Source organism: Pseudoflavitalea sp. G-6-1-2, assembly GCF_012927185.1.
Taxonomy (GTDB): Bacteria; Bacteroidota; Bacteroidia; order Chitinophagales; family Chitinophagaceae; genus Pseudobacter.
Genome location: NZ_JABBGB010000003.1, coordinates 827,282 through 846,222 on the forward strand (window position 1 = coordinate 827,282; position 18,941 = coordinate 846,222).

The 18,941-nt window shown below is 46.4% G+C and carries 18 protein-coding genes; 9 read left to right on the forward strand and 9 right to left on the reverse strand.

Features of this window, described 5'->3' with window-relative positions; genetic code table 11:
• Nucleotides 1-14 precede the first annotated feature (14 nt).
• A complete protein-coding gene (locus HHL16_RS20695) occupies nucleotides 15-968 on the forward strand; it encodes a hypothetical protein (RefSeq protein ID WP_169427239.1) in 954 nt (317 codons plus the stop codon).
• A gap of 68 nt (nucleotides 969-1,036) precedes the next feature.
• Here the strand turns inward: HHL16_RS20695 and HHL16_RS20700 are convergent, their stop codons facing one another.
• Nucleotides 1,037-2,110, reverse strand: coding sequence for an RluA family pseudouridine synthase (locus HHL16_RS20700; RefSeq protein ID WP_169427240.1), 1,074 nt, complete (start codon nucleotides 2,108-2,110; stop codon nucleotides 1,037-1,039).
• Nucleotides 2,111-2,185: 75 nt separating this feature from the next.
• Here HHL16_RS20700 and HHL16_RS20705 point away from each other — a divergent pair, with 75 nt between their 5' ends.
• Nucleotides 2,186-3,529 carry a hypothetical protein gene (locus HHL16_RS20705; protein ID WP_169427241.1) on the forward strand — a complete coding sequence of 448 codons (1,344 nt, stop codon included), beginning with the start codon at nucleotides 2,186-2,188 and terminating at the stop codon, nucleotides 3,527-3,529.
• Here the strand turns inward: HHL16_RS20705 and HHL16_RS20710 are convergent.
• Both HHL16_RS20710 and HHL16_RS20715 read right to left on the reverse strand, forming a co-directional pair.
• A complete protein-coding gene (locus tag HHL16_RS20710; RefSeq protein WP_169427242.1) occupies nucleotides 3,510-4,163 on the reverse strand; it encodes a PsbP-related protein in 654 nt (217 codons plus the stop codon). The two genes, HHL16_RS20705 and HHL16_RS20710, sit on opposite strands and share 20 nt — an antisense overlap.
• Before the next feature lie 109 nt (nucleotides 4,164-4,272).
• Complete coding sequence (locus HHL16_RS20715) at nucleotides 4,273-4,815, reverse strand: hypothetical protein (RefSeq protein WP_169427243.1); 543 nt, start codon at nucleotides 4,813-4,815, stop codon at nucleotides 4,273-4,275.
• Nucleotides 4,816-4,865: 50 nt separating this feature from the next.
• Between HHL16_RS20715 and HHL16_RS20720 the strand changes: the two genes are divergently transcribed.
• The gene (locus tag HHL16_RS20720) at nucleotides 4,866-7,556 is read left to right on the forward strand and encodes a hypothetical protein (RefSeq protein ID WP_169427244.1); all 2,691 of its coding nucleotides are present in this window, start codon (nucleotides 4,866-4,868) and stop codon (nucleotides 7,554-7,556) included.
• A gap of 14 nt (nucleotides 7,557-7,570) precedes the next feature.
• Here the strand turns inward: HHL16_RS20720 and HHL16_RS20725 are convergent, their stop codons facing one another.
• Complete coding sequence (locus tag HHL16_RS20725) at nucleotides 7,571-8,641, reverse strand: serine hydrolase domain-containing protein (protein ID WP_169427245.1); 1,071 nt, start codon at nucleotides 8,639-8,641, stop codon at nucleotides 7,571-7,573.
• Between the two features lie 126 nt (nucleotides 8,642-8,767).
• Between HHL16_RS20725 and lipB the strand changes: the two genes are divergently transcribed.
• Entirely contained in the window at nucleotides 8,768-9,496 is a 729-nt protein-coding gene (gene lipB, locus HHL16_RS20730; RefSeq protein WP_169427246.1) for a lipoyl(octanoyl) transferase LipB, read from the forward strand.
• Nucleotides 9,497-9,509: 13 nt separating this feature from the next.
• Here the strand turns inward: lipB and HHL16_RS20735 are convergent, their stop codons facing one another.
• Both HHL16_RS20735 and HHL16_RS20740 read right to left on the reverse strand, forming a co-directional pair.
• Nucleotides 9,510-10,499, reverse strand: a complete 990-nt coding sequence (locus tag HHL16_RS20735; protein ID WP_169427247.1) for a hypothetical protein — start codon at nucleotides 10,497-10,499, stop codon at nucleotides 9,510-9,512.
• Nucleotides 10,500-10,579: 80 nt separating this feature from the next.
• Complete coding sequence (locus HHL16_RS20740; protein ID WP_169427248.1) at nucleotides 10,580-11,506, reverse strand: 1-aminocyclopropane-1-carboxylate deaminase/D-cysteine desulfhydrase; 927 nt, start codon at nucleotides 11,504-11,506, stop codon at nucleotides 10,580-10,582.
• A 60-nt stretch (nucleotides 11,507-11,566) separates the two neighbouring features.
• Here HHL16_RS20740 and HHL16_RS20745 point away from each other — a divergent pair, with 60 nt between their 5' ends.
• On the forward strand, nucleotides 11,567-12,439 hold the full coding sequence (locus HHL16_RS20745) for a sugar phosphate nucleotidyltransferase (protein WP_169427249.1): 873 nt from the start codon (nucleotides 11,567-11,569) through the stop codon (nucleotides 12,437-12,439).
• Between the two features lie 106 nt (nucleotides 12,440-12,545).
• Here the strand turns inward: HHL16_RS20745 and HHL16_RS20750 are convergent, their stop codons facing one another.
• Together HHL16_RS20750 and HHL16_RS20755 are read right to left on the reverse strand one after the other, a co-directional pair.
• Entirely contained in the window at nucleotides 12,546-13,643 is a 1,098-nt protein-coding gene (locus HHL16_RS20750; RefSeq protein ID WP_169427250.1) for a serine protease, read from the reverse strand.
• Nucleotides 13,643-14,215: an RNA polymerase sigma factor gene (locus tag HHL16_RS20755; protein WP_169427251.1), complete on the reverse strand. Its 573-nt coding sequence runs from the start codon at nucleotides 14,213-14,215 to the stop codon at nucleotides 13,643-13,645. The genes HHL16_RS20750 and HHL16_RS20755 overlap by 1 nt, the downstream gene beginning before the upstream one ends.
• A gap of 199 nt (nucleotides 14,216-14,414) precedes the next feature.
• Between HHL16_RS20755 and HHL16_RS20760 the strand changes: the two genes are divergently transcribed.
• Entirely contained in the window at nucleotides 14,415-14,615 is a 201-nt protein-coding gene (locus HHL16_RS20760) for a hypothetical protein (RefSeq protein ID WP_169427252.1), read from the forward strand.
• Between the two features lie 925 nt (nucleotides 14,616-15,540).
• Here HHL16_RS20760 and HHL16_RS25245 read toward each other — a convergent pair.
• Entirely contained in the window at nucleotides 15,541-15,672 is a 132-nt protein-coding gene (locus tag HHL16_RS25245; RefSeq protein WP_277349397.1) for a hypothetical protein, read from the reverse strand.
• A 245-nt stretch (nucleotides 15,673-15,917) separates the two neighbouring features.
• On the opposite strand from HHL16_RS25245, the gene HHL16_RS20765 reads away from it, so the two are divergent.
• The 3 genes from HHL16_RS20765 (at nucleotide 15,918) to HHL16_RS20775 (ending at nucleotide 18,936) form a co-directional block, all read left to right on the forward strand.
• Nucleotides 15,918-17,276, forward strand: coding sequence for a Mur ligase family protein (locus HHL16_RS20765; RefSeq protein ID WP_169427253.1), 1,359 nt, complete (start codon nucleotides 15,918-15,920; stop codon nucleotides 17,274-17,276).
• 21 nt (nucleotides 17,277-17,297) lie between these two features.
• Complete coding sequence (locus tag HHL16_RS20770; protein WP_169427254.1) at nucleotides 17,298-18,065, forward strand: 3'-5' exonuclease; 768 nt, start codon at nucleotides 17,298-17,300, stop codon at nucleotides 18,063-18,065.
• Nucleotides 18,066-18,141: 76 nt separating this feature from the next.
• Nucleotides 18,142-18,936 carry a polyprenol monophosphomannose synthase gene (locus HHL16_RS20775; RefSeq protein ID WP_169427255.1) on the forward strand — a complete coding sequence of 265 codons (795 nt, stop codon included), beginning with the start codon at nucleotides 18,142-18,144 and terminating at the stop codon, nucleotides 18,934-18,936.
• Nucleotides 18,937-18,941 lie beyond the last annotated feature (5 nt).

The window sequence follows — 18,941 nt, forward strand, 5'->3', positions numbered from 1 at the left end:
GTCGGCAACACTGCATGAAGTTACTCTACACAATATCCTTTCTTTGCATCGGTTCTGCTGCCATGTCGCAGCAGGATACGAGCCATGTAAAGAAAGACAGTGCCATCATCGGCAACAAGGCCGTTACGCTCAAAGAAGTGGTGGTGCGCAGCAATCTCAATGTGCCGGCCTTCATCAACCGGATAAAGGAAGACACCACTTTCTACAAAGCTTTCCGCAATCTCAAAGTGCTGGGATACACTGCTCTCAACGATATCCGCATGGTAGACAAATCCGGTGAGCCCGTAGCTACCCTGTACAGCCGTACCATTCAGCAAACCGGCAAAGGTTGCCGCTGGATGAATACCGTTGAAGAACAGACCACCGGCGATATGTACAACAAGAAGCACAGTTTCAATTACTATACCGCTGAAATGTACGCCGGGCTTTTCTTTGCGCGCGATACCATCTGCGGCGAAAGCAATATCGTAAAAGGAACTTCCTTCACCATGGAAGGAAAATCCGGTATCGAAAAACACAAAGAGCAGTTGAAGATGCTGTTCTTCAATCCCGGCAAAAAGATCCCCGGCATTCCATTCATCGGCAACAAGATCGCCATCTTCGAAGAAGAAGCTGCCGCGCTATACGATTTCTCCATCGATATGCAGGAGTTCAAAGGGGAGATGTGTTACATCTTCAAAGTGATTCCCCGCGACAATCTCAGCAAATCTGAAAAGGACCAGATAGTGATCAACGAAATGACCACCTGGTTCAATGTAAATACCTGGGATATCGTGGCAAGAAACTACGACCTCAGCTACAATACCGGGTTCTACAATTTCGATGTGCACATGGAAGTGGAAATGACAAAATTCGAAGACCTGATCGTGCCCCGCGTACTCCGCTACTACGGCGGCTGGAACGTAATATTGAAGAAACGCGAACGCGGCCTCTTCACTGCCACACTGTTCGATTTCAACAGAAAATAATTTGCACCTGCATAAAAAAACGGAGCCCGCAATCTGCGCGCTCCGTTTACTATTTTAATGAACCAGTGTTAGATGATATTCTTCACCTTCACATAGTTTCTCCATTTCTCTATCAGCGCCGTCATATCAGCCGGGATCTCACTTTCAAACTGCACATGCTTGCCTGTGCGCGGATGTTTGAATCCGATGGTTCTTGCATGCAGTGCATGTCTGGGGCAGAGTGCAAAACAATTGTCTACATACTGCTTGTACTTGGTGAACACGGTTCCTTTCACGATGCGGTCGCCTCCGTATAATTCATCGCTGAACAATGGGTGGCCGATATGTTTCATGTGCACGCGGATCTGGTGTGTACGGCCTGTTTCCAGTTCGCACTGCACCATAGTTACGTAGCCCATGCGCTCCAGCACTTTGTAGTGGGTGATGGCTTCTTTTCCGTAATCGCCATCCGGGTAGGCGTCGAAGATCTTTCTGAAACGCTGGTGGCGGCCGATATGTGCGTTAACGGTGCCGCTTTCTTCAGCTACATCGCCCCATACCAATGCAACGTACTGACGGTGGATAGTGTGATCGAAGAATTGTTTGGCGAGACTGCTGGCGGCTTTGCCGGTTTTGGCCAGTACCATCAGTCCGGATGTATTCTTATCGATGCGATGCACCAGACCGAAACGTGGAAGTTCGTCGGTGTTCAGATTTTTATTCTGCTGCAACAGGTACCAGGCCACTCCATTGATGAGCGTGCCGCTTGGGTTGCCGCTTGCAGGATGCACTACCAGACCAACAGGTTTGTTGATGATGAGGATATCGTCATCTTCAAAAACAATATTGAGCGGCATTTCCTGAGGAATGATTTCTTCTCCCTGCACTTCTTTATCGGAATACACAACTATCTCTTCTCCGGGCTTGATCTTATGGTTGCTTTGAACCTGTTTTCCATTGATCAGCACACGGCCGTTTTCGATAGACTGCTGCACTTTGTTGCGGGAAGCGCCTTCGATGCGGGCCACGAGGAATTTATCGAGGCGCATCGGTTCCTGGCCACGGTCAACCACCAGGCTCATCCGCTCATAGAGCTCTTCCTGGCCATCTTCCTGGTTGTCGTCGAGTTCATTCAGCGCATCATTATTGATATTCGTAGTCATAGCGTGTAGAGGGCAAATTTCCGCAAAGGTAAGGGATCGCGGGGAGGTGCCGAATTTTGCGTAGTTTGCTGCCCTATGAAAGCTACCCTCATCCTGTGTTTGCTCATCGGAAGCCTGTTCTCAGCTCAGGCTCAGTCAGATCCGTGGACCGGCATCTGGCAATTCAGCCGTAAACCCTATGCAGGGGCATTAAAATCCATTGAGATGCAATTGCATATCGGCAAACCCGAAATGGGCATTCTCTACCCGGCGGTTCTTACCCTCAAATTCGGAGAGTTCACCGGCATTTACGAACTGCTGCTGGCCCGCAAGAACGAATACCAGCTCGGCATCAGCCGCGCCAAATACCCGCTGAAACAATCTCCCTACAAACTCGGCATCTGGATGTGGTATCTCAATGGTACCCTCGATATGAACAATAAGAAGATTTCCGTTAACCGCATGTACATCGATAAAAGCGATTTCTGGATGCGCGGTCTCTACGACGACGATGAGATCTACGTACACTCCAAAACTTTCCTGCGCGATTTTTTGTATCGCGACAGTATCACACTCAGCAAAACCGGCAATGGACAATTGCCCGATTCAAGTGTAAAACGCATTCTCGATCCCGGTGTAAAAAAAGTGTACTTCGGCATCTATGATCCCATCGTTTCCAAACAGGCCAGCATTCCCATGAAAGTGGAAGACGACGAACGGTACGACAAAGACACCGTAACACTCCTTCACAATGGCCGTGCTCTCTTCTCCAAAGAGCAGATCACAGACAGGAATCGCAGGATGGATATCAAACTCGATAGCGGCAGAAATTTGTTCATCTTCTTTGCCGACAATTACGGGAACATACAACCGAATACGGGCTTGCTCCATGCCACTATCGATGGAAAAGAATATGGGTTTGGATTTGCCAACCGCTCCAATGCCTACGCTACTTTTCTGGTAGCGGATATCTTATACAAACCTTCGCAGGTTTCAGTTGCTAAGGCAATACCTCCTGTGTTGCCTAAAACAATAGAACCCGCTCCGGCACCCGTTGTGGCTGCGCCACCGGTTGCAAAACTCACCGGAAAAGACACGATAACAAAACGCCTTACATCTTCTATTGCCACCTTCAAAGTGGATACAGCTGATGTTGTACTCGAATTGCGTGATAAAGAAATTCAGGATGGAGACAGCATCTCACTCCGCCTCAACGGAGAATGGATACTGAAAGGATTTGCCGTGAAGAAGGCTGTTCAGTCGGTGAACATTCACCTCAAACGCGGAGAGAACAGATTGCTGTTCGTCGCGGATAATCTCGGAAGCATACCGCCGAATACAGCGGAGTTGCGCATTCGTTACAAACGCGAAACGAAAGTATTGTCGCTGAGTACCGATCTCGCGAAGAACAATGAGATCATTATTGATTTTGTCCCTTAGCAGGAGGTGTGTAATCCTGTACCATCACGGGTAGTGGCTCAGCGATAGTGTTTTCAAAAATGATTGATTTCATTATTTTGAGGCCAATGTCTTTGTACTTGTCATAGGTATCGATGCGGGTAGTAAGTGTCAACACATACGACATATTTCCTTTCGCAAAACAATGCTGTGTAATCCTGATATTGTGTACGCCATATTTTCCCTGATAATCCAGAACATAGAAGGAGCGCCCATTCTCTGTTACGGTTTCACTTTTAAGAATAGTAACATCAGCCAGCATTTGGTTGATCTGGGTCAGGTTCGATGCTACGGCTTTTTCCAGATTGAAGGTAGTGCTGTCTATAGGTAACAAAACAACATTTACGTTTTCGCTAAAAGGGTCAGTTGCATCCTCTTTAGGAGAAAAGAAGTAGAGATCGCAGCCTCTCGTTTGGGAACTGTCTACCCTCCATTCATGCGGAGCCAGAATGGAATACGTGGGCCTGAAAATTCTGCTCCATCCACCATTGTTATTGGTTTTCTGCTGAGCATGCAGCAGGGCAGGGGTGGCCAGTAACAGTATCCATACACAAATGGAGGCTGAAAAAAATCTGCTGGTTTTACTTGCAGAACTATGCAGAGAGAATGCTTTCATAACTTCAATATTGAGCCAATATAGATCAAAACGTGAAAAACACCCTATACAGTTTCACTATTTTTTTGTAAGCTGCACAACGAAATGCAAATAGCGATCCAACCAGCAATTACTTCCGCCTGTGAATGATAGCCGCTAAAAATGCGATCAAAGCGGATAATCCCCCCAATGAAAAAAGTACAGATTTGATAGTGGTGAAATTTGCCACTGCAACATTTACGTTACCCTGTGGGTGCCAGAGATACCATGCAAAACTGATATTCTCTCCGAGGTCGCAGGCTACGCAGATGATCATAGCTGCTCCGAGAGTTCTGTAAAACCCTGTACCCTTCCAGTATGCAGCGAGACCCAGAAAGAAAGCACAATAAATAAAAGGATAAAACAGATCGAGGAGGAAAAAGCTGCGCATGTAGAGCGACCTGTCGTATTGTGCAGATGCCAGTCTCACATAGTCGGCATCGAATAAACGCCGGCTCCAGTCACTGAAAGAGGCATCATTTTTTTCAGGCATCAGATGCGAGTCGATGATATGCGTTACTGTTTCTGTGGGGGTGAAGAATCCGTTCTTATGTATCAGCTGAAAGCCGGCAGTAGCAGCAATAAAGAACAATGTGTTGATCAGCAGCCGTCTGGTGAAGATGCTTTTTTTCATAAGCAGGTTGTTGATTCAAATTATCAAAACTTAACTAAAATTCAAATAGTATGAGCAACGGTTTTCCCAATGCCAGCTTCAGGCAATACTGGTTATATCTGTATGCCGAAATAAAAGAAGAGGATGATGGTTTCTTCCGAAAGATCTGGAAAGGCCTGCGGATACTGGGTAAACTAACTTCAGAAGTGCTTTGGGATGCCTGGCTCGAATTGCTCTTCCTCGCGCTGTTCTGGCTGGTGATCGCTAAAATGGGACAGGGAAGAGACCTGATCGTAAGCCTCTTTGAACCAGACGGACTCTATACCGAAGTAAGGATCTTCTTTACCATCGTAACTGTGATCTTTTACTCGATGTCCATGTGGATCATCCCTGCGGTTTTCTTTCAGCAGAAAGATGATTATGCAGACAACAAACCTAATTATGAATCGAGCTTCCACAAACACCTTTTCTTTGCACATCGCATACTTCCGCTGATCCCTTTCTGGCTGATGTCTACAGTGCTGTTCAGACAAGCTTATGCCGACTGGATTTTCGCAGGTTTTGCGCTGATCGAGATAGTGATACTCACGCTTTTCAAGGGCTCGGAATATGAGCCCAGAAAGAAAGAGGGGCGTGATCTGCAAGCCGTAGAAAAGAAACGAAGAACCGGCCGGAAATGGCTGATGATCATCGTTATTGTTTTGCTGGCTGTTTCATTAGTTTGGTTTGCCATCATCTATCAGAAAAAATATACAGAAGCGAAGCGTGTGTTTGCGCTGATCCTCTACCTGATCTCTTTTCTCATGTACTTCTTCTACAATCGTAAAGATTCGCAGCTGATTGCAGTGGTGAAAGAACATGCAGGCCAGGAACCAAAACCTAAAACTAAAAGGTACAACTGGTGGGCAACTGTAAAAACATACAAAGCCAATAGTCTTTTCTTTGCGGGATATCTGATAATTCAGCTGGCTATTGTAGTATACATTTTCAAGTGGCGGCCGAATATCGATTTCGCTCCGGAATCATTACTGCTATTTTTATTCTCCTTCTACGTACTCATCATCGATCTGTTCTTTTATTTCATCAACGTAAGCAATGCACGGAGATTTGTTGCCGGATTTGTTTTTGTAATACTGGTAGTGCTCTACAACAGCAGTGCCGGCATCAATCTTAATCTGCGGCATTACAAACTCGATCCGAATCCCGAAAGTTCATTGGTAAATCAGTATGAACGGCTCGATTTTCAGCACAGGTACGAAATGCTGAGAGACAGCATCAACAACAGAGACAGCATTGCGCCTTATCCCATCATCCTCGTAAGTGGCGAAGGTGGCGGATCGCGTGCAGGCATGTGGTTCAGCGAAAACCTCATTGCATTCGACTATCTCACAAAAGGAAAATTCAGAGACCATATCTTTTCTGTTTCTACAGTATCCGGAAGCTCCATCGGGCTGGGAACAGTGATGGCATTCTGGGAGCAACCGATGAAGGGCGACAGCATCGACAAACGATGGCTGAACCTTCCTGCCAAAGTATTCTGCAATAATTTCGTAGGAAGTTCCATCACCGGATCGTTGCTCACCGATCTCTGGAAAACCTTTATACCGGTGGACCTCAGTACCCACGACAGAAACAATATTCTGCAGGATGAAGAAGCATTCTTTACACAGAAAGCACTCATGGAAGTTACGCAGGAGATCAGCACAGGATCGGATCAGGAGATCAAACTCCCCCGAAATATTCAAATTCCCGCAAACGAAAGAATACTCGCGCACGACTTCATGAGTTTTTTCTACGAGAAAGATCCTTACCATAACGGCATCCGTTTCAGAGCGCACATGCCACTTGTTTTTGTAAACACCTGCAGAAGCAACGACGGAAGAAGAGGCATCTTTTCTCCCATCAGATTAAGCGGAGATTATTTCAACGATGCAGTGGATATCACGGCATACCTGTACGATAAGGATGTGTATGATGAAGCCGGAAATAAAATTCCTGCATTCCGCAAACGAAATATTTCACTCGGACAGGCATGCAATACCAGCGAGCTTTTCCCGGTATTCAGCGCTTCCGCTTACATCGATAGTCTCGGTAATTTTGTAGATGGAGGCTATCACGAAAATTCAGGCCTCAAAACCACGCTCGATGTTTACCGCAAGCTCAGTGAGCAATTGGCGAATGATACTAAGATCAAAAAAGGGAGTTACAAAATCTATATCCTTTACCTGAAAAACGGAGAAACAGACAGGGATCTCTATAAATCGCAAAGGGCCGAACCTCCTTTGTTGTCGCCAGTAAAAGCCTTCTTCAATCAGCCATTCACTGGCAGCGCTGCCTACTTTGAAGAGAAGGCCCGGCATATAGGACTCGATAGTTCTGTGGAGTTCGTAAATATAGCGCTGAGCAATAGGGTAGCGCTCGATACATCCATTACATCGCAGCGTAGCAAGAAGGTTGGACTGGAACTGGAAAAAGAAATGCTCAACGATCTGGTGATGGAAATAGACACTTCCAAAAAGCAGATGGAACTCAATTTTCCGCTTGCGCGATGGTTGTCCCACGCCGTGATACGAAGAATCAGAATGAGTGCTCAGATACCTTTGACCAATAATCCCAAGCTGATGCAGCTGCTGGGTGCAGTGAATGCTATTTACATACGCAAATCGCAGGAGAATCATTTTCAGGAACTGCAGCCAATGCAGATTGAAATAAACAGCGATACATTGTTGCCGCTGCCGGATAGGGCAGTGCCTGCAAACTGATTCACCTGCATTGATTACAGTTGAATATTGGCAGCAATCTTCGCCGCAAATTCATCGAGGCTGATATTGCCCGTATTGCTGAGCAGTATAATGGTAGACCCTGTTCCTTCGATATGGAACAGCATGCTTTGTGCACCCATTATCATGCCCGGCCTTTTGATAATGCGGTACATGGTTCCTTTGATATCATAATCTTCGTACACCCAAACGCCATAACCGTATTCTCCTTTTCCGGATAAAAACATCTTGTCGAGCGATGCGGCTTTCAACAGTTTAATTCCGAACAATGCATTGCTGAACTGAAGCAGGTCCGCAACAGTGGAGTACATGGAGCCGGCGCCATACCAGTTTTCGGGATACACCGGAAAGTCTGGTGCAAGCCTGCCGAGATCATCCCGATAGAAGTAAGTATCAGCAAGGCCTGCGGGCATATCCCGTTGATGCAGCACTCCGGTATTCTTCAGCTGCAATGGCTTCAGTATATTTTGTTGCAGCACCGAATCGTACGATTGGTTGTACAATTTCTCGATGATCCTGCTGAGAATAACATAATCTGCATTGTTGTAATCGAACCGGCTTCCCGGAGCCTTTACCAGTTTGCCGCTGCAGAATTTATCCATCACTTCTGTTAAGGTATAGGGATGCTGATAAGGAGGCAAACCATTGTTCAACGCACTTTCAAAACTGGTGACGGTATCCATATTGCTGATACCCGAAGTATGATTCAGCAACTGATGAACAGTTACTTTATCCTTCGCCTCCCCTTTATATTCCGGAAGATATTTTCCGATAGTGCTGCTGAGCTCAAGCCTGCCCTGCTCGTACAGTTGCATAATCAGAACTGAGGTGAATAGTTTTGTTATCGAAGCAATCTTATATTTTGTATCGACGGACGAAGGAATTTTAAACGAAAGATTCGCATAACCAAAACTCTTCTGATAACTCAGTTTGTTCTTTTCCTGAATCAGCACTACGCCGTTGAAGCCTGCCGCTTTTGCAAAAGAATCGATGTACGTTACATACGACTGTGCCTGAGTGCAATGCAGGGCAATCAGCAAAAGCATGCTGCAGAGTATTCTTTTCATATGCCGGATGGTTTAAAGGAGTAAATCAAAATATGACATAAATCCCGGAAAACCTACCTCGGCCCGCAGATTTGAACCATTGTCAATTTCCTGTGTTTTATACAGTGTATACGCTATTTTTGCAGCATGAACACGCCACCCATCCCCGTAATTTTTGAAGATCTCGGCAATATGAGCTACCAGGCCGCCTGGGATTACCAGGAGCAACTGCTGAAGCAGAAGGTAGAGCGTAAGTCGAGGGTATTCGCCAATTCAGGGGAGCCGGTGGTTGAAGAAGACAATTCGCCGATTCCTCACCACCTGTTGTTCGTAGAACATCCGCCTGTGTACACGCTCGGAAAGAGCGGCAAGATGGAGCATGTGCTCATCAGCGAAGAAGAGCGCAACGCAAAAGGCATCGAATTCTTCAAGATCAATCGCGGTGGCGACATCACATTTCACGGCCCGCAACAATTGGTGGGTTATCCCATTTTCGACCTCGAACAATTCTATACCGATATCGGCAAGTATCTCCGCAATCTCGAAGAGGTATTCATCCTCACCATGGCAGAGTACGGTTTGAAAGGAGAGCGTTCGCCCGGAGAAACAGGCGTATGGCTCGATGCCGATGATTACACAAAAGCAAGGAAGATCTGCGCAATGGGCATCCGCTGCAGCCGCTGGATCACCATGCATGGATTTGCTTTCAACGTAAACACCGATCTCGATTATTTCTCTTACATCGTTCCCTGTGGAATAGAAAACAAAGCCGTTACATCTTTACAAAAAGAAGTAGGCCATGCGCTGGACATGGAGGAAGTAAAAGAAAAAGTAAAGAAGAATTTTGAAAAGGTCTTCAATATTACTGTAGGCTAGAAAGCAGTATCCATCAATCTTTCGGGATGAACACTTTGTGTGTTTCTTTCAGCTTCCCATCTTCATACAATTCAAATCTGAACCATCCTGAATGCAGGAAGGTTACTTTGTCGATGAGCAGCATAGGATCGCGTACTTTCTTTATTTCGAACAGAAGACTCTGATCGTCTTCGAAGAATTTCACTTCGTAATCTTTTTTGAGTGCATCGTAGAGATCAATCACCACATTGCCATCTCTGTCTGTAAACACAAAGCGCGATGGTTTGTAGATCTCGCGTGGTATATAGGGCCTCAGTACAATGGTGTCGAGGTTTTTGAAAGCGAGTGTGTCTTTGGTTTTGTACACGATGGAGTCGCGGAATTTTTTGAATCCTTTTTCGGGAATGGAGAACAGCAGGGAGTCGCGCTTCTTTACCACAAAAAACTTCTCCGCCGGTTTTACAGGAGTGGCGGGCTTTGCAGCATTTTGCTTCAGCTCTGCCGGATCTTTGTAATAAGGATTGGTGGCCTTGATCGATTGCTTTTCCGATTCTTTGGTTGCTTCGCGCAGTTCTGTTTTCAGTTGCTCCACATCACGCTGGCTCATATTGTCTGCTACAACAATGCGGTGGTTGTTGTTCTCTCCGGTGAAATTGCCTTCTCTTGAATCGGGCCTTGCTCCGGCAACGGTATCCCAGTAAGGGCGTTTAACCGGACTAAAAACATACTGCCCGCCTTCGAGCATAATGAAGAGACGATAGAAGAGATTGGGTGAATATGATTTTGTATCCACGAATCCGTTTTGCGGAACGGTGGGATCGGCAACATTCAGAATAGTGCGGAAACCTTTTGTACTGTCTGTAGAACGCTGGATACTTATCTGCGCAACATTCCGGTAGTTGTTGGTCCAGCTGATGATAGCTTTATTATAACCCCTGGTGGTTACGGTGAACCGGGGCAAAGTATCCTGTGCAAGGGAAGGAACGGAGATCAACAACAATAAACACACCCACAGCCTGTTCATGATAGCAATAACGATGTTTTTGTGTCTGTATTATTTAAGTTACAAATATAACGATCGTATCGTTGTCAAAATCCCTGCCATTAATAACTCAGTAAACCGGCCGGGAGACTGCGATTCCCCTGTAATCCACCACTATGTATCATCAATACGCGGTTTCCGGATGTGAAGAAGTTTTTCTGCAGCAGGTCGTTTAATCCGAAAGCCATCTTGCCGGTGTACACAATATCGGTGGGTATTTTGGTCTGCAGGTACAGTTCGCGCATGAAGCTGATCAGCTCCGGTTTATGTTTGCCGAAACCTCCGGAATGATAGTCGTAGATGAGCTGATACCGGTCATTCAACGCATGTTTGCTGAGAAATTGCAGCAATGTGTTGTCGTTGGTATTGCTGAGTTTGAGGCTGCTGAAACCAAGTATCTGCTGATGCGGGAGGCTGCTGTTGATCAGTCCGGCCATCATGGTGGCAGTGCCCACTGCACAGGCGATATGCGAGTATCGGGCAAGATCGGGAACGAGTGTAAGTATCTCTGATGCGCCGAGAACGCCTTCGGCGCTTTGTCCACCTGAAGGGATCACCGCAAAATCCGGAAACTGTTCCTGCATTTTAATTTGCAGCATTTCTTCCTCACCATATTCAGTTCTGTTAACGAACAATAGTTCCATTCCGGCATTTTCTGCATCCTGCAAAGCGGGATTAAGGGGTTCATTTCTTTCGCCTCTTACAATACCTTTGGCAGCAAAATTGTTAATCAATGCAGCTTCCGCTACTGCAACAAGGTGATTGCTCCAGGCGCCCCCGAAACTGAGGATGCCTTTGAAACCCTTGCTCCGTGCGGATTGCAGGTGATATTTCAGTTTAAACCATTTGTTGCCGGAGATAACGGGATGAATGAGATCGAGGCGAAGCACATCAACAGGAACAGCAATTGTTCCCCATTGTGAAAAATCCACCGGCTGAACAATTGCCCTGCTCAGATCAACTGTCTCGTATGGTGGTCTGGTGAACAAGCGCCTAATATCGCATATTTTTATATTTTCGTGCGTGAATTTTTAAATCAAAACAGACACATGCAACCAACGCTCTTAATACTGGCAGCCGGGATGGCATCGCGGTATGGCAGTATGAAACAGATACAGTCTTTTGGACCTGGAGGCGAAACCATCATGGACTATTCGATTTATGATGCAATCCGTGCCGGTTACAAGAAAGTGGTGTTTATCATCAGAAAGGAATTTCATCAGGATTTTGCTGATATTTTCGAGCCGAGGCTGAAGGGCAAAATTGAGATCGATTATGTGTATCAGGAAGTAACCGATGGCAGAACCAAACCATGGGGTACAGCACAGGCGGTTCTCTGCGCCAAAGACGCCATCAAAGAACCATTTGCCGTAATCAATGCAGATGATTTCTATGGCCGTGATGCATTTGAGAAATCATACAAATTCCTCACATCCGATGTAAAGCCTGATGTATACAGCATTATCGGATATGAGTTGCTGAAAACATTGTCCGACAACGGAACCGTAAACCGCGGTGTTTGTCAGGTGAATGCAGAGGGCAACCTGAGTTCTATCGCCGAGCGACTGAACATTGCCATGAAAGATGGAAAGATCCTTTGTGACGACGATCAGCAGCCGAAAGAGCTGGATACAAACTCTAAAGTATCCATGAACTTCTGGTGCTTCGATGCATCTGTGTTCAGCTATACAGAAAACCTGTTCAATGAATTCAGAGCTGCCAATGCCGGCAATCCGAAAGCGGAATTCTTTATTCCGCTGATGGCCGATCAATACATTCAGGAAAAAGCGGGTGTTATCAAAGTGATCCCTACTTCATCCAAATGGTTTGGCGTAACGTACAAGGAAGATGCTCCTGAGGTGAAAGCTGCGCTGGAAGCGCTGGTGAATGCAGGTGAATATCCTCCTGCGCTCTGGAAATAATCAATTGATACAAGCATAAATAAAGCCCCGTGCAGAACTGCAACGGGGCTTTTTTACTATCAGAGCTAAAACGGAAACTTTACAAGAATGCAAACAGAGTTTTTGATCAATAGCTTTTAACCATGAACACGCAGTCTTCGATCTTTTTGATCTGCTGAACCCGGTCCATGCCCTTTATCTGGGTATTGGAAGGCAGTTTCAGATTGCGAAACGTACTGTCTTCTTTTTTAATTGTCTCAAGTGTGCGGATAATGTTTTTTGCAGTGAGGGCAAACACCACACCTTCGGCCTGTTTGAGGCGGGTATTGATGATACCGATCACTTCGCCATTGCGGTTGAACACGGGGCCGCCTGAGTTGCCGGGATTGGCGGGTACACCAATCTGGCAGGTGAGCGTATCGCCGTTGTATCCGGTCTTGGCGCTCATATATCCTTCGTTGTAAACGATCTCTTCGCGGGGGAAGCCCAGTGTGAACAGAGGCTCTCCGAGATCGGAACCTCCTTTGCGGAAGGAGTAGGGAAGAACGGAATGCACTTTAAAATCGTCGTCGCTGATTTTGAGGATCGCCACATCTGAATTGTAGTTCACGTAGGCGGTCTGAGCGCGGAATTCCTGTCCTTTATTATTCTGAACAATGAAGGTAGAACCTCCCTTAATAACGTGTGCGTTGGTAACGAGGTAACCTTTACCGTCGATAAGAAAGCCTGTACCTCCTGAAATGGGTTCGGCGTCGACCGGAGCTTTGGAGATTTTGGAAATCACTTCATCCAGTACTTCATTCTTTTTATTGGCTACTTCTATTTTGAATTCGCGGCGGAGCTGTTGCAGCTCTGCATTGCTGGCCTGGCGTGTGTACCAGCTTACGCCACCGGCGATGAGCAGGGTAGTGATGCCGGCTATGGAAGCGGCAACACCCATTACTTTTTTGTATTTGCGGAAGATGGAAACCACTGTGGCTTTTGGAGCGGTTTCGGTGATCTCACCCGATTCGGTGAGTTGATGATGTACATCCTGCAGGGTGGATTTGAGATTTTTCCACTCACCGAACTGATCCATCTGCTGTAAGAACATGGTATGTTCCACTACCAGCTGGTCGATTTCGGGATTTGATTTCCGCAGTTGCTCAAAGTGCGCTTTTTCTTCCTGAGGCATTTCGTTTCTCAGGTAGCGTTCAATGGCATCCATCAGTTGAAGATCTTCCATCACAGGTTATTATTGTTTTTGTATGCACTGAAAAACAGTTTTTTCAGGCGCATCAGACATTTGTATTTCTGGTTCTTGGCATTATCGGCATTGGTGTAGCCGAAGTTGCCTGCGATCTCGGTCATGCTTTTCTTCTGAAGGTAGAAGGCATCGATGAGGCTCCGGCATGGTTCGCCGAGGTTCATCATGGCTTTTTCCATCATCTGGTAGGCGATATTCCGTTGGCCGAGAGCATCGAGTTCTTCTTCAACGGGTACCAGTTCTTCCAGACCGTTTACATCTGACACGAATTTCTGCTGCTGTTGCAACCTTTTGAGCCAGAGGCGTCTGCACACGGAGTACAGATAGGTTTTGAGCAGGCAGTTGAGCTCGAAGCTGTCGCTTTTTGCTTTTTCATACAGTACGATCATGGCTTCCTGGAAGATGTCCCTTGCGTCGTCTACACTGCCGTTGTTATTCAGTATCAGGGCCTGTACCATATTATAATGTTGCTTATAAATGGTTTCAATGGCCTGTCTGTCGTTTTTTGCCAATCCTTCCAGTAATGCTATTTCTCTGGGGTCTGTTTTCACGCGTAACCTTTTATTAATACCCAAAATGAGGAGAAGTAACCCACAAATTCCTTGTTTTTAAGGAGCTTTTCCCGCTCGCAAGATCGCTAATTCCGGGCCAAGGAAAAAAAATTACAATTTTTTTTAACGGGGCAGGTTACCTTTTGGGTGACCGGGGTATTAATCTTCAAATCATTCGATAACAAAACAAAAAGAAACAATGAAAAAGCTCCTGTTTGTATTCGCTGTAGCTGCATTTGCTGCTTGTAACGATTCTGGTTCTGCTGAAGCTCCTAAAACTGATTCTCCTGCAGTAAACACTCCTGCTGTTGATACTACTCAGAAAGTTGACACTAGCGCTACTATCAAAGCTGACACTACTGTTAAAGCTGATACTACTGCTAAACCAGCAGCTCACTAAGAGTTTAGTTCACTTTATTCATATGGCAAGCAATCGTTAGAGGCCATCCTGTTCGCAGGAGGGCTTTCTTCGATCGCTTGCCAATTTTGAGTAGAATAGCCGTTTCAAAAGCTGAAACGGCTTTTTTGTGCCTGCACATTGCTGAATGGGTTTCTTCGTTGGGAGGAATTTTTCAGGGCTGCCAAATGTGCCGGCCAGTATTGTAACTCCGATGGACTTAGGTAGGTAGGATTGGGCGGTGGTGCTACACCGGGCTTTCGTGCAAAACATTCGAAGGCCCTGAAAAATTCCTCCCAACTCCGAAACCCGCAGTTTCGCCGGAGGTGCAGCAAAAAAAGACCTGTTTGCAGCTTTTGTTTTTTGGGGAGGGAAGAGGTCTGGGAAGCATCATAAACTGCATAAAAACTGCAGAGCAATACCTGAAGTATTGCTCTGTAATGGCACTGTACTGGCTGACTTCCCCTTTAAAAGCGCTGAAAATAGGCTGAATACTGGCTGAAAATAGGCTGAAATATGTATGTCAACGTATGGACTCTGTGAGTCCATCCATACAGCGGGTTCCACCCTCCATTCATTTCTTTTCCTCAATCGAAGCCGGTATAAAATAATTGCAGAGTCGATTCCACTCAACCAGACTTTAAAACCAGCCCCCGCAGCGGGTGAGGGGCAATGGGGTATGCCTTTGGTGGCCTTCGGGCATGGTGCACGAAAGCCTGGCATAGCACCACCGCCCAATCCTACCTACCTAAGTCCATCGGAGTCACAACACTGCCCGGCATGCCTGTCGACACCAAAGGCATACCCCTTTGCCCAACAGAACAAAACAAAAACATCCACCACCCAATACCCCATCGCCCAAAAACAAAAAGTCTTTCTCACAGTGAGAAAGACTCGCAAATATTTTATAGCCCGGAGTTCGATTGCTCTATCTTCCGCTGCCGTAGCCGTAGCCAACGAGATTACGGGAAGAAGCGCATCCGCCCTTAGAAGCTGTGCATGAAGTGATCAATACTCCCGCCAATAATACAACGGCCAGGATAACCAGTGTCCTTTTCATTTTTGTGGTATTTAGAATGTTTACAGATTGCCTGATGATGCGGATAATCGATCTTCAGGTAATTCAGAGGTAGCGGATTCCGGTTAAAAGAGTTGTGGGGAGATTTTTAGAGGATTGGACGGGTTGATGGATCAAAATAACAACATATTTCCGGCTTATGCAATACCCCCTGCAAAAAAACGTTACGGGCAAATCAGAAATGTTTTGAACACTGAAATTGCCTATTTTCGATCCTTATTTCCAGTATGAACGTACATTTTATAGCCATCGGCGGCAGCGTAATGCACCAGCTTGCTCTTGCCCTCCATAAAAAAGGATACCGCGTTACCGGTAGTGATGATGAGATTTTTGAACCCGCCCGCGGCAACCTCCAACAGGCAGGCATTCTCCCCGCAGAAATGGGATGGTTCCCCGAAAAGATCACCGCTGATCTCGATGCCGTGATCCTCGGCATGCACGCCAAAGGAGACAATCCCGAATTGCTCCGCGCTAAAGAACTGCAGCTGAAGATCTATTCTTTCCCCGAATACATTTATCAGGAATCGATCGGTAAAACCCGTGTAGTGGTAGGCGGCAGCCATGGCAAAACCACCACCACAGCCATGATTATGCATGTGCTGAACCAGTCAGGCAAAGATTTCGATTATCTGGTTGGAGCAAGGCTCGAAGGTTTTGAGCAGTCCGTTCGCATCACCGATGCACCGATACTCATTGCAGAAGGAGATGAATATCCTGCAAGTGTAATCGAAAAACGCCCCAAATTCCATTTCCTCTTCCCGCAGATCGCCATCATTACCGGCATCGCCTGGGATCATATCAACGTATTTCCAACGTTTGAGATCTATCTCGAACAGTTTGTGATCTATATCAACAAAATTGAGCAGGGTGGACTGCTGATCTACAACGAATCCGATCCCGTTCTGAAAGAACTGGTGGAGAAGAATGCGCGTACCGATATTCGTTATCAGCCGTATTCCATTCCGCAGCATACCATTGAAAACGGACAAACCACCGTTACCATCGATGCGCAAACCACCCCGCTGGCAGTGTTCGGCGATCATAATCTGCTGAACCTCCATGCAGCCTGGTATGCCTGTGAAGAACTGGGCGTAGATGCAGCTGCATTCACTGCAGCCATTGCCAGCTTTACCGGTGCAGCAAAAAGACTCGAACTGATGGCAAAAAGCGCCGGCACAGCCGTGTACCGCGATTTTGCACACGCCCCCTCGAAAGTGAAAGCCACTATCGACGCAGTGAAACAGCAATATCCTGAGCGAACACTCATTGCCGTACTGGAACTGCATACCTACAGCAGCCTCAACGAGCAGTTCATGGAGCAGTACAACGGCGCCATGGAAAAAGCTGATAAAGCTGTGGTGTACTATTCCAATCACGCACTCGAATTGAAAAGACTGCCACCATTGGATGCGGCCCGCATCATAGCCGGTTTCGGTAAACCCGATCTGCAGGTGATGAACAACAAAGATGTGCTGATGAAATGGCTGGCAGAACAGCAATACCAGAACAGCAACCTGCTTTTGATGAGCTCCGGCAATTATGATGGAGCAGATATGCTTACATTTGCAAAGAACATAGTTGGCTAAATAAATCAATCAAGAGTTTCGATGTTACAGTTATCAAAACCATTAGCAATCCTCGACCTGGAAACTACCGGCGTTAACCTGGGTGTTGACCGTATTGTAGAAATTGCAATCGTAAGGATCTCGCCCGACGGAACAAGGCAGGTAAAAAGAAAGTTGCTCAATCCTGAAATGCCTATCTCGGCTGTTTCAATTGACATACATGGTATCACCAACGAAATGGTGAAAGATGCGCCAACTTTCAGACAGGCAGCCAACGAAATCAAGCAGTTTCTGGAGAATTGCGATCTGGCAGGCTACAACTCCAACCGTTTCGATATCCCGATGCTTGCAGAAGAATTCCTGCGGGTAGACCTCGATTTCGATTTCAAGGGCAGGAGACTGGTAGACGTTCAGAAAGTATATCACATGATGGAACAGCGCACACTCAGTGCCGCTTACAAATTCTACTGCAACAAAAATCTCGAAGACGCACACAGTGCAGAAGCCGATGCCAGCGCTACATGGGATGTACTGCAGGCGCAGGTGGAAAAATATCCGCAATTGGGAAATTCCGTGGAGAGCATCCTCAAAGTTCTGGGAGAAGATCCTGTGGTAGACTTTGCCCGTCGCATGATATTTGAAAACGGTGTGGAAGTATTCAATTTCGGTAAACACAAGGGAAGATCTGTTGCCCAGGTGTTAAAATCCGAACCCCAATATTATGATTGGATGATGAAAGGAGACTTTCCGCTTCATACCAAACAGAAACTCACTGAGATATTCAACAGAACCCTGTTAAAGAAGGGATAAATTGATCATGTGAGCAAGAAATGCTGGCCGTGAGGCCGAAAAATTGTACATTCGCTTATCTACAAGGGCCCTGATTTTGGAAAAGATAGTAATCATACCAACGTATAACGAGCGGGAGAATATTGCCAATATCATTGAAGCAATCATTTCCCTGCAACAGGGTTATCATATTCTTGTTATTGACGATGGTTCACCCGACGGAACCGCTGCCATCGTTAAAGAATTCCAGAAAAAATATTCCGGACAGGTATTTCTCGAAGAAAGAAAAGGCAAACTGGGCTTAGGCACTGCCTATATCCATGGTTTCAAATGGTCGCTCGCAAGAGGTTACCAGTTCATCTTCGAAATGGATGCCGATTTCTCTCATAATCCGCAGGATCTCGAAAGGCTGTACAATGCCTGTAAATCAGGCGGAGCAGCCATGGCCATCGGAAGCCGCTACGTAAAAGGTGGGGGAACCATCAACTGGCCATGGGATCGCATCTTTCTGTCAAAAGGCGGATCGCTCTATACGCGCATCATCACCTGGATGCCCGTAAAAGATACCACCGCCGGCTTCGTTTGCTACCGTCACGAAGTGCTCGAAGCCATCAATCTCGATCAGATTCACTTCCTCGGCTACGCCTTCCAGATAGAAATGAAATTCGCCACCTGGAAACTTGGTTTCAAGATCAAGGAAGTTCCCATCATCTTTCAGGACCGTAAATACGGCGCCTCCAAAATGCACAAAGGCATAGTGAAAGAAGGGATACTCGGCGTGCTCAAACTTCGCTGGTACAGCCTATTCAAAGATTACCACAATCGCGTGAAGAATACCAATCCTCCGCCTGCCTTTCGCTCGTTTACGAGAGACGAAGTGGTAAAATTATAGTTGCC